Source organism: Spongiibacter nanhainus (assembly GCF_016132545.1).
GTDB classification, from domain to species: domain Bacteria; phylum Pseudomonadota; class Gammaproteobacteria; order Pseudomonadales; family Spongiibacteraceae; genus Spongiibacter; species Spongiibacter nanhainus.
Map to the genome: position 1 here is coordinate 2853140 of NZ_CP066167.1, position 13892 is coordinate 2867031.

The 13892-nt window shown below is 57.8% G+C and carries 11 protein-coding genes; 2 read left to right on the forward strand and 9 right to left on the reverse strand.

Translation table 11 applies throughout. The features are described 5' to 3' along the window. Positions 1–5: 5 nt before the first annotated feature. From I6N98_RS13020 to I6N98_RS13040, 5 genes are all read right to left on the reverse strand, one after another. On the reverse strand, positions 6–1619 hold the full coding sequence (locus I6N98_RS13020) for an SMP-30/gluconolactonase/LRE family protein (RefSeq protein WP_198568784.1): 1614 nt from the start codon (positions 1617–1619) through the stop codon (positions 6–8). 36 nt (positions 1620–1655) lie between these two features. After that, positions 1656–2570: an SDR family NAD(P)-dependent oxidoreductase gene (locus tag I6N98_RS13025; RefSeq protein WP_198568785.1), complete on the reverse strand. Its 915-nt coding sequence runs from the start codon at positions 2568–2570 to the stop codon at positions 1656–1658. A 27-nt stretch (positions 2571–2597) separates the two neighbouring features. Next, positions 2598–3812 carry a CaiB/BaiF CoA transferase family protein gene (locus I6N98_RS13030; RefSeq protein ID WP_198568786.1) on the reverse strand — a complete coding sequence of 405 codons (1215 nt, stop codon included), beginning with the start codon at positions 3810–3812 and terminating at the stop codon, positions 2598–2600. Positions 3813–3934: 122 nt separating this feature from the next. Then, positions 3935–5062: an FAS1-like dehydratase domain-containing protein gene (locus I6N98_RS13035; protein WP_198568787.1), complete on the reverse strand. Its 1128-nt coding sequence runs from the start codon at positions 5060–5062 to the stop codon at positions 3935–3937. 39 nt (positions 5063–5101) lie between these two features. Beyond that, positions 5102–6661: an acetate--CoA ligase gene (locus I6N98_RS13040; protein ID WP_198568788.1), complete on the reverse strand. Its 1560-nt coding sequence runs from the start codon at positions 6659–6661 to the stop codon at positions 5102–5104. 174 nt (positions 6662–6835) lie between these two features. Between I6N98_RS13040 and I6N98_RS13045 the strand changes: the two genes are divergently transcribed. After that, a complete protein-coding gene (locus tag I6N98_RS13045) occupies positions 6836–7630 on the forward strand; it encodes an IclR family transcriptional regulator (protein WP_198568789.1) in 795 nt (264 codons plus the stop codon). Positions 7631–7647: 17 nt separating this feature from the next. On the opposite strand, the gene I6N98_RS13050 is transcribed toward I6N98_RS13045, so the two are convergent. Both I6N98_RS13050 and I6N98_RS13055 read right to left on the reverse strand, forming a co-directional pair. Further along, the gene (locus I6N98_RS13050) at positions 7648–8814 is read right to left on the reverse strand and encodes an FAS1-like dehydratase domain-containing protein (protein WP_198568790.1); all 1167 of its coding nucleotides are present in this window, start codon (positions 8812–8814) and stop codon (positions 7648–7650) included. 47 nt (positions 8815–8861) lie between these two features. Beyond that, the gene (locus I6N98_RS13055; RefSeq protein ID WP_198568791.1) at positions 8862–9620 is read right to left on the reverse strand and encodes an SDR family NAD(P)-dependent oxidoreductase; all 759 of its coding nucleotides are present in this window, start codon (positions 9618–9620) and stop codon (positions 8862–8864) included. Positions 9621–9913: 293 nt separating this feature from the next. Between I6N98_RS13055 and I6N98_RS13060 the strand changes: the two genes are divergently transcribed. Next, on the forward strand, positions 9914–11509 hold the full coding sequence (locus I6N98_RS13060; RefSeq protein ID WP_198568792.1) for an AMP-binding protein: 1596 nt from the start codon (positions 9914–9916) through the stop codon (positions 11507–11509). 24 nt (positions 11510–11533) lie between these two features. Here I6N98_RS13060 and I6N98_RS13065 read toward each other — a convergent pair whose 3' ends face one another. After that, complete coding sequence (locus tag I6N98_RS13065) at positions 11534–12214, reverse strand: TetR/AcrR family transcriptional regulator (RefSeq protein ID WP_198568793.1); 681 nt, start codon at positions 12212–12214, stop codon at positions 11534–11536. A gap of 82 nt (positions 12215–12296) precedes the next feature. After that, positions 12297–13868: an AMP-binding protein gene (locus I6N98_RS13070; protein ID WP_198568794.1), complete on the reverse strand. Its 1572-nt coding sequence runs from the start codon at positions 13866–13868 to the stop codon at positions 12297–12299. Positions 13869–13892: the final 24 nt, after the last annotated feature.

The window sequence follows — 13892 nt, forward strand, 5'->3', positions numbered from 1 at the left end:
CCCCTTTATTGGCTATCGGGTCTCAGGCACAACACGCTGCCCTCGGCGTCGGCGGCAATATACAGCGCGCCACCGCCGTCCACTGCCAGACCGGTAAAGGAAATCATCGGCCCCGCCAATTCACCGACGCCACCCAGCGGCTCCACCTCAACGCCGCTGGGGGTACCCACGGGTAAGCCAGACGCCAGAGTCTGGCGCTGGCCATCGGCCAAGTTCACCGCAATCAGCTCCTTTAACTCGCTATCGACGATATACAGAGTCTCGCCGCGTATAGCGATACCCTGTGGTTTGGCCAAGCCGTCTACGGCGGTATCACGCCGGCTGCCCCGCAGCACGCTGACGCGCCCGGCAGCCGCTTCAGCCACATAAACGCCCCCCTCGGCATCCACGGCCACCCCGGCAGGATCGGCCAGTTCTTCTGCCAGTACTGTCGGCGCGTCGCCGTCCAGCAGCAACAGCCGACCTCGGCCCAGCTCGGCGAATACCGGAACCCCCTGACTGGTCAACGCAACGCCCATCAGGCGGTCAAAGCCACTGGCCAGCACCTCCGAGTGCTGACTACCGGGTTGGAAACGGGCGACATCGCCATTGGCGGTGGTCACGATCCAACTTCCCTGGCCGCTACTGACCACACCCCGGGTGAACCCCGGGAAGCCAGGGGAAAACAGCATGCCAGCACACTGTTTTTCAGCGCCGGGAGTTTTGGTATAGGTGTATCCACCATCGGCAATAAACAGGGTTCCGTCGTCGGCAAGGGCGAGGCCCATCGGCCACTGCAGGCCATCGGAGATTAACGGGCGGGTCTGATCCTGGCCCAGTATCTCGGTAATCTGCCCGGAAATACTGGAGACAAACAGGCGGTCGCCGACAAAACTCAGGTTATCCAGCCCCGGTGCCACGCTTGCCAGCACCGTTTTTTCGCCAGTATTGGGGTTGATCCTCAATACCTGACCGGTAGCAACCTGGGTGGAGACGATATAGCCGTCCTTGTCGAATTTAACGGCGTCGGGCACCCCCAGCTCGGTGGCCACCACTTCCGGCGCGCCCCCTTCCAGATCAACCCGCCAGATTTCGTTAGTGCCCATCAGCGGAATGTAAAGCTTGCCATCGGGCCCCACTTCAAAGGCATTGGGCATAGGCACGTTGTCGAGGATTATCCGCGGTGGACCTCCATTAAGGTCCAGCTCCATAATCCGGCCGCCGGGACGGCACTCCCCGGCAATTAATCGACCTTGATAGATAGTGATGGGGTTAGCACAGGGCATGTTGTCCTGCACCACCCGATACTGGCCGCGGGCGTCCCGCATACCGATCCGGCCCTTGGTCAACTCAGTGGCAAACAAGTTGCCGTGATCGTCAAAGGCGACGTCGTCCGGCGCCACAATACCGCTGCCCATGGGACTGATGGTTTCTATCGCGCCGCTGTCGACATCGATAGCGCTGACCTGACTGCCAGCCACCTGTGCCACGTAGAGTCGACCGTCAGCCCCGGTGCGAATCCCGTTGGCACCGTGCAGGCGACTGGCCGAGGTGATGTGTTCAACGGTCCAGCCATCAGCCGTGACAATACTGCTCTGATACCGCCCCGCACTGTCATTCATACCCGTACTGTCAGCCATAAAAGTATCCCCGTATTTTATTGTAAGCGTTGATGGTTACTTGCCCTTGGCGGCCATGGCAAAACTGTATTTCAGGTGATCCATATGCCCGCTGGGCACCGGCTCAAACACCACGCTATCGTCGCGGTCACGGATCGCTGAAATTTGAGCACCGATATCTTCGATGGTCCAGGCAGGCTGATATACCCCTTGAGTTTCCGCCACATATGCCTGGGCAACGCGGCCCGCCGCCGATACGTACATTTCGCCGGTGACTTCACAGCTTTCATGAGCCAGCCAAGCCACGCAGGGTGCCACCAACTCCGGGTCCATGGGGGGGAACTGGCTGGTATCGATGCCCGCCGACATGCGCGTCACCGCCGCGGGCAGGATCAGGTTACTCTTAACGTTGTGCTCGGCCCCCTCAATCGCGGCAACATGGGAGAGCCCCTGCAAGCCGGCTTTGGACATGCAGTAATTCACCACACCGGCATTACCATAAAGGCCGCCGATAGACCCGGTGAGAACAATGCGGCCGTAGCCGGCATCACACATATGGGGAAAAGCCTCACGAACCACATTAAAGCCACCCCGCAGATGCACATCCATCACCGCCTCGCAGTCCTCGTAGGACATCTCTCTAAGGGGGCTGCGCCGCACATTGCCGGCGTTATGGATGACAATGTCGATGCGACCGTACGCCTGCAACGCAGCCTCCACCATCGCTTTGGCCCCCGCCTGAGTGGCCACAGAATCGAGGCTGGCAATGGCCTCGCCGCCGGCAGCCTGAATGGCAGCAACAACTTCATCAGCAGGGCGTTCGTCAGTGCCGTCGCCCCCCATACTCACACCGGGGTCGTTGACAACCACCTTAGCACCCCGGGAAGCTAATAACTCGGCATAGGCCCGTCCCAGGCCCCGGCCGCCGCCGGTAACCAAGGCAACGCGATCGTCAAATCTCAGTTCGGTCATAGGAGCTTTCCTTTTACTTATCTTAAGTTAGCCAATCACACCACTATGTTTTAGTTCAGCGATCTGTGCGGCACTCAAGCCCAGTGTCGATGACAACACCGCATCGGTGTGCTCGCCCAGGGTTGGCGGTGGCGTCGGCGCGCTCTGAGTAGCATCGCTAAACTGAATACTGCGATTCACGATGGGCACTTCACCTAAGGTGGTGTGGGGCGTGTTGACCACCATATTGCGCGCCACCACTTGAGGCTGAGCCAGCGCTTCTCCGACACCCAGTATCGGCGCATTGGGGACTTGATGCTCGTTGAGAATCGCTTCCAGCTCTGCCACCGTCTTACTGGCAGTCACACCTTCTATAATCGCGTTAACCTCGTCTCGCCGCTCCCGGCGCTGCTCCAGGGAATTGTAGCGGGGGTCGAGCTCATAATCTTCGAGTCCCAACGCCCGGCAAATCCGGCCCCAAAAGTTGTTGGTTAAACAGGCGATGATGATGGCGCCATCACTGGCGGCAAAAGAGCCGTAGGGCACCAGGTTGGGATGCTGAGATCCCTGGGGCACCGGATCTTCGCCTGTGAAAAATGACAGTTGGGCCAAATACCCTAACATGCCAATCATGCCGTCCAGCAGGCTGACATCAATATGCCGCCCTTTACCGGTGGCGTGACGTTCATGTAGGGCAGCCAGTATGCCAATAGGGCCATTAATGCCGCCCACCAGATCACCCAGCGGAATACCCAGTTTGGTAGGTTCACCGCCGGCAGAACCATTAACACTCATGGCTCCGGACAATGCCTGCAAAACAATATCGAAGGAGGGCCGATCCCGCAGCGGACCGTACTGGCCAAAGCCGGAAATCGAGCAGTAGATGAGTTTGGGGTTAATCGCCGAGAGCTCCGCATACCCCAAACCCAGGCGATCCATCACCCCTGGGCGATAGTTTTCGATCAAGACATCGCAGCTGGCGACCAGCTGTTTGACCAGCTCGACACCGCGCTCGGTTTTTAGATCGATAACGATGCTCTTCTTACCCCGGTTAACGGCCAGATAATAGTGACTCTCGCCGTCCCGGAATGGCGGAAAGCTGCGGGTTTCGTCACCGCCACCCGGCGGCTCCACCTTTATGACTTCCGCGCCCAGATCGGCCAGTGCCAGTGCCGCCGCTGGACCCGCCAGCACCCGGGTCAGATCCAGTACGCGGATATCGCTAAGGGGGCCCGACCAGTTGGCATTATCTTTATCTGTCATGACTGCCAATCCCGTGCAAAAACAAAACAACCGCGGCCGATAAATCGACCGCGGTCCAGGTTACTTACCTGCTGCGCATTGCGATTAGACATCGCGGGCTGCGCAGCGGTATCGCGCCAGGTTTAGCCGCGGCTGGGCAGCTCAACAATGGCCGCACCCGTCGCCGACAGTTCACCGCGATGGGTTTCAGCGCGCTGACTGATTTCCACATAGCACTTGCCGTTCTCCTGGAACTTGCGGGTTACCTGCCCCTTGATGAAGATAACATCACCGTCCGGATTGTGGCGGCGGATCTGGCTCTTGTGCTTGCTCAGGAAGCCGTCATCACCCATCCAGTTAGTGCAGTGGTGAGTCAGCCAGGAAGTCCGCTCCGGGCCATAGTCATAGGCACCCGGGGCACCCACTTGCAGCGCAAAGTCTTCATCCCAGTGAACACGCTCAGGGCAATCTGGCACATTGAAGCGGTTTTTAATGCCGGTACCGGGGTGAGCTTGCTGCATCTTGTAGGCCAGCTTGTTGGCGCGGATATACAAACCGCCCCAGCCCTGGGCATAGCAGATAAAACCGGTGACGGTCATCGGTCCCTTCATCATCGTCGGCAGCTCTTCGCCTTCCATGACATCTTCCCAATAACGGGGCGTAGCGCCGCGAATTTCTTCTTTATCGTAGAGCTTGCTCCACTCTGCCAGTTGCTCATCGGTGTGAGGCTCAACCTTGCCCTTCACATCGGTGTACTTGGTGCCGCGCTCCCGAGCTTCGTCACGGTCGGTGCGGAATACCCAGCTGTCGGCGTCGGCAACCAGGTCACCGTGCTGATTGTAGAAATCAACGTGGTAGATCTGCTGGAAGGAACGGCCGGCAAATTTGGTTTGATGCTCTACCAAGTCTTTGAGATAGGCTTCTGTTCTGATTTCGTCGTTGCGCAGCACCGGCTTGTGCCAGTTCCAATCGGCCCCGGCCCACATCGCGTGGATGCCGGACAGACCGCCGCAGTAACCAGAAATGATGCGGCTGGTGGTGAACATAAAGCTGGGCAGCGCAACCACATCGCCAAACTTGGTGTTCTTTGCATACTCTGGATCACACCACAGCGGATTGTCGTCACCGATGCCGTGGGCGTAGTGGCGAATCGCGTCGCGAGTCGCTTCGTAGTTCCATGGCTCGATGGTGTTGGTGATCTTTACACCAATCCGCTCGCGCAGCGAGGCCAGGCCCTCTTCGGTAATCTTGGGAAACTTGTTTTCTGACATTGTTTGTTCTCCTGTGTTTATCAAACGCCGGCCCGGGCTTTATACCTTAGCGGCCTTGGCAGCTTCCGCATCGCGAAGCTTTTTGCGGTGAACCTTGCCTGCCGGCGTTTTCGGAAGCTCACTCACAAATTCGACTATCCGGGGAAACTCATGTTGAGCCAGTCGCTCCCGGGTAAAATCCTGAAGTTCTTTAACAAATTCATCGCTACCCTCGCGGTTGGCAATGACAAAGGCCTTTACCACCTGACCGCGTTTTTCATCGGGCACACCGATAACCCCGACTTCCTGAACGTTGTCGTGCTTGAGCATGGTGTGCTCGATTTCCACGGCGCTCATTGTCCAGCCCGCCGAGATAATCACGTCGTCGGCTCGACCACAGTGGTAGAGGTAACCATCGGCATCGACCTTGGCCCGATCCTTGGTGGTCTCCCAGTGATCCCGCTTCCACAGCATCAACTCGCCAACTTCTTCGGGCTCGGTGGGCGTGCCGTCGGGGCGATGGACTTCCAGCTTGAGGCCGGGAATGGGCTTGCCCAGAGAGCCAGGCTTGCGTTCGAAGTCTTCAGCGCCGGGGAAGTTCACCAACACCACGCCGATTTCGGTGGTGCCGTACATACTGCAGGCGGGAACCTTGAAGTAGCGGTCGATAAACTCCAGCGTCGCCGGGTCGATGGGTTCGCCGGTAAAGGACAACTTGTTAAAGAAAAACTGAAACTGATCGGCACCGCCGGCGTTTTTCATTAGCCGGTAATGGGTCGCCGCGGCCGACATATTGGTGATTTTAAAATCCTGCAGCGCCTGCATCAGCCGGGTGGCGTCAAACTTGCCCGCAAAGGTGCCGGTGGTCACGCCCAACGCCAAAGGCGCCAGGGTGCCGTGCCATAGGCCGTGCCCCCAGGCCGGCGAGGACGGGCAAAAATACTCGTCACCGGGGCGAATACCCGTGCCATACAGCGCGGCAAACATCAGCGTGACGATGGATTTGTGGGTATGTTTAACCGCCTCGGGCAGCTCCCGAGTGGTCCCCGACGTGTATTGGAATACGGCTAAATCCGAGGCTTTGGTGTTGGGTTGGTAGGTCGAGGGATATTGCGCAATATCGTCCAACAGCCCCTGATCCGCGACCACGACCCGCAAACCATCGATCTGGCTGGCCATGTCGGCTTTTTCAGCATTGGTGATAAGAATCGAGGGCTTGCAGTCGTCGACCCGCAAACGCAGCGCATCCGGGCCAAACAGGGTAAACAGCGGCACGCTGATAGCGCCGGTTTGCATGGCACCAAACAGGCAAACGTAAAACGGCAGCGAGGGCTCCAGCATAAAGGCAATGCGCTCACCTGGCGCTATGCCGTTGGCGTCCAGCCAGTGAGCAAATTGGGCCGCCCCAGAGGCGATCTGGTCAAAGCTTAAAATCTCATCACTGCCGTCGGCGTGGGCGATACGCACTGCTGCGCGACCGGAGCCATCGGCGTGGCGAGTCATGCACTCGTTGGCGATGTTCAGGGTTTCCCGATCGCCATCAAACAACTCCCACAGGGCCGCCGAATTGGCATGGGCCTGAGCGTCCGCATAGGAGGTGTAGTCGGTCAATTTGGTCATGGTGTCGTTATATCTTAGTGTCTTTGTATTTTAGTGTATTTCTGTCTTATAAACATCAGTGTTGATTATGGGGATACCATGCCACAGCTTTAAAAGATTGTAAATATTGAATCTAATTTTATATACTGAATCTTATTAAGCCTATTTGTGCCGCTCAGCGGCGATGAGACAACCATGACCAGCCCAAGCAACGATACCCCTCCCGCAGCGATCAAAACCAGCAAAGCCCCAGCAATATCCAGGGCGGCAGCCGTACTGAGACTGTTGGGAAAGAGCGAGTCGCCGCTGAACCTGCAAACCATTGCCGACCGCTTAGAGCTGGTGCCCAGCACCTGCCTCAATATTTTGCGGGCACTGGTGGCGGAAGAGTTCGTCGCCTTCGACAGCGATAGCAAGCGCTACTCCCTGGAAGCCGGCGTACTGACCCTGGCCAGACAGTGGCTGCGCCGCAGTGCCTTCAACGACCTGGTGCAACCGGTACTGGATCGCATCAGTCGCGAGCGTGAAATCACCATGCTGGGGGTCAATATTGTCGGGCTTGAGCATATTGTCGTTGTCGCCAGCTCCCAGGCGGGCAACAACCTTCAGATCAGCGCCCAAATTGGCACCCGCTTCCCCGCCCTGCTCAGCGCAACCGGGCGCTGTATCGCCGCGTTTGGCAACCACCGGGAAGAGGATATCAAGCGGCGTTTTGACACCTTGCGCTGGGACGATCCGCCCAGCTGGACGCAGTGGCAGCAGCAAGTTAAGGAGACCCGGGAACGCGGCTACGCGATAGATACCGGCAACTACATTGCCGGTGTGACGGTACTCGCTGCGCCGGTGTGGAACGCATCTGGCAAACTGCGCCACGCGCTGGTAGCACTGGGCATTAGTAGCACCGTGCAGCGCCGAGGCATGGGCAAGTTAGAGAAGGACCTACTGAGCGCCGCCAAGTCGCTGTCACAGCAACTTAGCGGCGAGGGGTAGTCGACCTACTTGGGCCTTTAACCTTTGGTCGGCAGGGCGACCTCCGCGGTTGCCGTCGCCATCACCGCATTGGCCTGAGTCACCATTTTGCACTCCACCTGAATTAGGTGACCATTGTCCTCGTCGACAATCTTGTCCACCACCTTGGCGGTCATAATGGTGATGTCGCCAGTGAAAGCCGGCCCACGGTAGTTGGCCTTTGAGTGGACAACGCTACCCCACTCCCCCGCCCAACCGCCGAGATAATCGAGAATCCAGGCGCCCATGGATGCACCGTAACCGTAGGCCCGGGACATACCGATGCGGTGCGCCCACTCCGGGAACAAGTGACCACGCGAGGGGCCGAAATAAGCGCCATCAGTCCACTCGGGATTGTCCCTCTCCATCACCGGATCGTTCTCATGACCGGCAAACTCCTTGGTAAAACCCATGGCCTCCATGTCCATCCCCGGGCGATGGGTGCCGCCCCAGATGGTGAATAAATAGGCCCGCCACTCAGTGGTAAAGCTGGCAATACTGTGGGGACCAATGACCCGCACCGGCAGCTCATCGCCGACCTGAACGTCCTCCCAGTAGCGCTTACCGTGACCCAAATCGTGCATCATCTTGATGTACTCGTATTTGCGGTCTTCCAGCTCCTTCAGCTCCGCATCGCTCCAGACCGGGTCTTCAGAGGGCTCCATGGCGCCCATCTCCACGGCCGCCTCACGGCTGTAGCGAATGGCGGTAGAGCGCTGACGGGCAACAAAATCGCCGTGCTGGTTGTAGTAATTATTGTCGCCGCGCTGGAAGCAGGTTGGCCCGGCAAAAGACGTTTCCTTAACACTGTAGTCGTAGGGAATTTTCTCGTTGGTGATTTCATCACCACCGAATATTTTGGGCCCGTAGAACCACCATTCGTCGCCGCCAAATATCAGGTGGGAATCCGGGATACAGCCTACGCAGGCGGGCCCCGCACCGTGGCCGTCATCGCAGGCCACAGCAAAAGATTGTGGAGCGACCAACTTACCGTAACGCCCCTCTGCAGCGAAGTCGTGATCGTAGTGCAGCAGATTGGGATAGTGCATCGCCTGCACCCAGCGACGGATATCGTTATTGTGCAATGGCTCTTTCATTTTGGCCGGCGCAATGGCTTTGCCCATATGCTGGTCCAGATCTGAGCAATCCAGTGTTTTCTTGGTCATCGGGGAACTCCCATATTATTGGTGTGTGACGAAGCGCAAGCCTTGCTCTAGCTATTGAGAATGCGCGGCGACAGGTACTTGGTGTTGTGCCAGCCGCCGTCAACCACGATGGTCTGGCCGTTAATAAATTCGCCGCCCGGCGAACATAGAAAGGCGATGGTGCTGGCGATATCATCCACCTCCCCCAGTCGAGGATAGGGGGTGGTATCGACATTCATTTTTTGAAAAGCGGGGTCATTGAAGCGCTCCCGCACCATGTCGGTCATGGTGACTCCCGGGGCCACGCAGTTGGAGCGAATACCCTGGGGACCGTATTCACAAGCCATATGCATGGTCAGCGAGGTCAACCCGCCCTTGGCGGCAGAATAAGCGCCGCCGCGACGCCCCCCCACCACAGCAAAGGTTGAAGTGACATTAACGATGCCCGCTCCGGACTCCATATGGGGAATCACATCTCTGGCCAAGCGAAACGGTGCCCGCAGCATAATGCCCAGGAACTGATCCAGGGTCTCATCATCGGTTTCATGGAGGGGTTTAGGACTGCCGATACCGGCATTGTTGACCAGGAAATCAATGCGCCCAAAGCGCTCCAGCGCCAAGTCCACGACTTTCTTGGGCGCATCGTCTGCGGTGAGATCCACCGACAGTGTCGCCACCCGGGCCGGGTCACCCAGCTGCGCAGCCATCGCCTCGAGTTTGTCGGCGCTGCGACCCACGCCCACGATGGCCATACCCATATCGAATAGTTGCTGAGCTGTGGCGAGGCCGATTCCCCCGCCCGCTCCGGTCACGATCGCTAGTTGCATTGAATACACCTCTTGCGGTGGTGGCAGTGATACTGCCCACTCAGTTTTATTGTGTGCAGCGCCGCAATGTGAATCTCGGGATGTCGTTACGGCGGCCAATGGTCTATTATAATCATCGTTGTTGATTAATTACCAGAATATCCCTATCTCCGCGGCGCCAACCCCGGATACTGGCGATATCAAACCCCAGGGTTATTCATTCGCGCTATTTGGCCGATTGAACCAGCGGGGAGAATCAGCAAAACAAACAAGCCAAACCAATAAAATAAAGCATTGATGAGCAGAGTATAGCTATGAGCCTTCAGCGCAGAACTATCGACGGCCACTCCCGCCGCTGGGACGCAGATTTGGCGGACGATGCCTACCGGCAGGGCCAGTGGGTTAAGGATACGCTGGCTGAGCAACTGGCCCGCACCGCGGCAGAGGCGCCCAACACCGTGCTGGTTGTGGATGACCAACGGCAACTGAGTGCCGCGGACCTCTACAAACACGCCAGCGGCTTGGCCAGAACCCTGGCCTCGCGCTATTCCCCCGGCAGCGTGGTCTCCTTTATGTTGCCCAATTGGCACGAGGCAGCCATTATCTATCTGGGCGCCACCATGGCGGGTATGGTGGCGCATCCGGTGCTGCCCTCACTGCGGGAGCACGACCTGGCGTTTATGCTGAAGGATGTCGATAGTCGCATTATCTTTATTCCCCAGCAGTTTCGCGGCCAGGCCCACGCCGAGATGCTAGCCAGCATTGTGAAGACGCTGCCCAGCCCCCCGGATGTGGTGGTGGTCCGCGGTGACGGATCGCAGCATGAGTCCCATACTGACCTACTGGACGCCCATCCGCCGGGAGAATTGCCTGCGCTCGACAGTGACGCTGTGCGCATGATTATGTACACCTCAGGAACGACCGGGCGCCCCAAGGGGGTGATGCACAGCCACAACTCGATTCACGCCTTGATTCAGCAGTTGGGCCAACACTGGTTGATCGAGCCTGGCGACAGCTTTCTGGTGGCCTCACCGATTAGCCATATTGGCGGCTCGATTTATGCCTTTGAGATTCCCATTCTATTGGGTGCCACGGCAGTATTGATGGAGCGCTGGGACGCCAGTGACGCCGTCAACACACTGGCGACGCGGCGCTGCACTCACTTTGCCGGTGCAACGCCATTTTTGAGCCAACTCCTTGACGCCGCCCAACAAGCGGGCACACGCCTGCCCGATCTCAAAGTATTTATCTGTGGTGGTGCATCGGTACCGCCAACACTGATCCGGGAAGCACGGGAGTACTTCCAGCAGGCCCGGGTTACCCGGGTATATGGATCGACCGAAGTGCCGGTAATGAGTGTGGGCGTGGTTGAACCCTACGACGTGCACTACGCCTCTGAAACCGACGGCCGCCCCGGTATCGCCAACCTGGAATTAAGTGACAGAGGCGAAGTCTTGGCCAAAGGACCACAAATGCTAGTGGGCTACCATCACGCAGAAGATGAAGAAGGGGCATTCGATGAGCGGGGTTTTTTCCGCACCGGCGACCTGGCGCGCTGGATCGACGGCGACTACCTGGTGATTGCCGGCCGGCTCAAAGACATTATTATCCGCCACGGCGAAAACATCGCCCCCAAGGAAATCGAAGACCTGCTGATCAAGCATCCGGCCATTGCAGATATCGCCATTGTCGGGCTGCCCGACCAACGCACTGGCGAGCGAGCCTGCGCTGTCATTGTAGCGGCTCCGCAAGAAGCACCTGGCCTGGAAGACATCCGGGATTATCTCAATGAGCTGGGTGTCGCCAAGTTCAAGATTCCGGAGCAGGTAGCGTTGTGGGAGGCCTTACCCAAGAACGACGCGGGTAAAGTGCTAAAGCACCAAATCCGCGCCACGTTATTGGAGCAATAGACTGCAAACTTGGCCCGCCAGGGGCTACTCCTCGCCTTTTAGCAAGGCGACCAGCTTGGGATATTTTTGCGGCTTAAGTGTGCCGTACATACACAGGCGCAGCAGCTCCCTTGAGAAGCGCTTGGTCATTTTGGCCTGCTCGCGCTTACTCTTGGCATGCGCCTGCACCCATACCGGCCACAGGAATATTCCCGCCAGAATAATGACCGACAAGGGCTCGGGGTCGACATCTTCCCGCCCGGCACCACTTTGTGCCAAGGTCTCAATACCCTTTTTATAGCGATTAAAAAACAGGTCACCGGCGGGATCTTCAGAGCCCAGCATCCCAAACAGCCAGATTCGACCCAGCTCCGGGTTTTCAACCGCAAAGTTCACCACCCGCTCGATGGTTTCAAAGACTGGCTGCTCTTTGGGCGGCAATTTAGAGGTGTTCTCACCATCAAAGGCTTCGGCAAATATACCCTGAGAAATAAGCTGATTGGCAACCCAGTCCGCTGTCGCCTGCAGCAGTTCCTCCCTGGTGGCAAAGTGCTGGTAAGCCGTACCCCGGTTTACGCCAGCCAGGTTTGCCACCCGGGACACACTCAGACCTTCTGGGCCGTCTTCTGAAAGCACGGTGCGTGCTGCCTTAAGAATCGCCTCCCGAGTCGCCTCAGGATTCCTAACCCGTTTTTTCTCCGGCGCCGCAGCCGATTTCTTTGCCATACTTGATCACCAGTGTTGTTCCTGAAAAGCGCGAATTTTAGTTACTGAACATCGTGTTGTATAGAATAGAAAATGTTGATATTTACTCAGCGGTAATTAAGGACTGGCTTCGATACTGCTCCCGCAGCGCCTTTTTATCCGGCTTGCCCAAAGCCGTTAGCGGCAGGGACTCGACAAACTCCACCGCCTTGGGTGCCTGAAACCGCCCCTTGCGATCCGCCACCCTGGCCACCAATTCCTCTTTCTCAACGCTTGCGTCACTGCGCAGCACCACCACCGCCAATACCGCCTCCCCCCACTTGGGGTGGGGCACGCCAACTACCCCGACCTGCGCCACAGCAGGGTGTTCGGCAATGATATCCTCCACTTCCCGTGGGTAGACGTTGAAGCCGCCGGTGACGATCATATCCTTGGTGCGATCGATAATTCTAAGAAATCCGCCGGGATCGCGAATCGCAACGTCGCCGCTGTGCAGCCAGCCACCGGCAAAGGCCTGCTCTGTCAGTTCCGGCATATCGCGGTAACCATTCATTACCAAAGGCCCCCGCACGCAGATTTCCCCTGGCTCACCGTCCGCCACCGGCTGGTTGGCCTCATCTAACAGGGCCACATTCAGCCATGGCACCGCTCGCCCACAGCTGGCCAAGCGCTGCAGGTCGTTAACATCGTGCTCTCGCTTGCGCAGTACCGTTACGGCCATAGGCGCTTCCGCTTGGCCGTAAAACTGCATAAATACCGGCCCAATACGCTCTATGGCCTCTTTAAGGCGCGGCGGCGATATCGCCGATGCACCGTAAAACACCGTATCCAGACTGGACAGGTCAAACTCGTCAAAACGCGGACAATCCAGCAAGGCATAGATCATGGTGGGGACCAACATCACACAGTTGATCCGATAGTCCTGAATAGCTTGCAAGACCTGGACCGGATCGAAGCCGGGAAGCACCAACATTTGCCCGCCTTTAAGTAATGTGGGTAGAAACATCGCCGCGCCGGCATGACTGAGGGGAGTACAACACAGGAAATTTGGCGGACTGGGCCACTCCCATTCCGCCATCATGATCTGCACAGTGACAAGCCCGGTGCGTTGCACACTGGCCAGTGCCTTGGGCTTGCCAGTAGTCCCGCCGGAGTAACCCAGGCGCATAATATCGTCGCCCTCCACCTGTGCGGGCTCCAACTGTTGAGGGTCAAACGACGTCGCTATCTCACACAGATTGGCGCCGAGATCATTGTCGCCAATTCCCAACAAGACCAGTCCGGGTAGCTTTTGCGCGATTGCTTGGGCGCGCTCCGCGTAGCGAGAGGGCTCAAAGATCAGCACATCCAAACCCGCATCCTCGGCGACAAAGGCGTGGTCTTCCAAGCCCCCCAAAGGGTGCATGGGCACATAGATGGCCGCCATCATCTGCACAGCATTGGCCAGATACAGCACTTCGGGAAGGTTGGAGGACAGCAGGCCGATACGACTGCCCTTCCCCAAGCCCAAGCTTTGCAAAGTCTGAATGTATTGGCTGGTGGCGTCTCGCACATCGCCAACACTAAGTAGGTCGCCACCGTGTAACTGCAACAGTGGTCGATCCGGATCCTGCTGCAGCACATTGGCCAAAATATCGGGGACATAGAGGGGACGATGAAGCGCGTCGTTGATCATTGCTTGACTGCCTTAAAGCTTGGA

Excerpts from the sequence above, each read along its gene's own strand:
- I6N98_RS13060 (WP_198568792.1), top strand. The coding sequence starts at position 9,914 with ATGAGCCTTCAGCGCAGAACTATCGACGGCCACTCCCGCCGCTGGGAC.
- I6N98_RS13030 (WP_198568786.1), bottom strand. The coding sequence starts at position 3,812 with ATGACAGATAAAGATAATGCCAACTGGTCGGGCCCCCTTAGCGATATC.
- I6N98_RS13055 (WP_198568791.1), bottom strand. The coding sequence starts at position 9,620 with ATGCAACTAGCGATCGTGACCGGAGCGGGCGGGGGAATCGGCCTCGCC.
- I6N98_RS13025 (WP_198568785.1), bottom strand. The coding sequence starts at position 2,570 with ATGACCGAACTGAGATTTGACGATCGCGTTGCCTTGGTTACCGGCGGC.
- I6N98_RS13045 (WP_198568789.1), top strand. The coding sequence starts at position 6,836 with ATGACCAGCCCAAGCAACGATACCCCTCCCGCAGCGATCAAAACCAGC.
- I6N98_RS13020 (WP_198568784.1), bottom strand. The coding sequence starts at position 1,619 with ATGGCTGACAGTACGGGTATGAATGACAGTGCGGGGCGGTATCAGAGC.
- I6N98_RS13050 (WP_198568790.1), bottom strand. The coding sequence starts at position 8,814 with ATGACCAAGAAAACACTGGATTGCTCAGATCTGGACCAGCATATGGGC.
- I6N98_RS13040 (WP_198568788.1), bottom strand. The coding sequence starts at position 6,661 with ATGACCAAATTGACCGACTACACCTCCTATGCGGACGCTCAGGCCCAT.
- I6N98_RS13070 (WP_198568794.1), bottom strand. The coding sequence starts at position 13,868 with ATGATCAACGACGCGCTTCATCGTCCCCTCTATGTCCCCGATATTTTG.
- I6N98_RS13035 (WP_198568787.1), bottom strand. The coding sequence starts at position 5,062 with ATGTCAGAAAACAAGTTTCCCAAGATTACCGAAGAGGGCCTGGCCTCG.
- I6N98_RS13065 (WP_198568793.1), bottom strand. The coding sequence starts at position 12,214 with ATGGCAAAGAAATCGGCTGCGGCGCCGGAGAAAAAACGGGTTAGGAAT.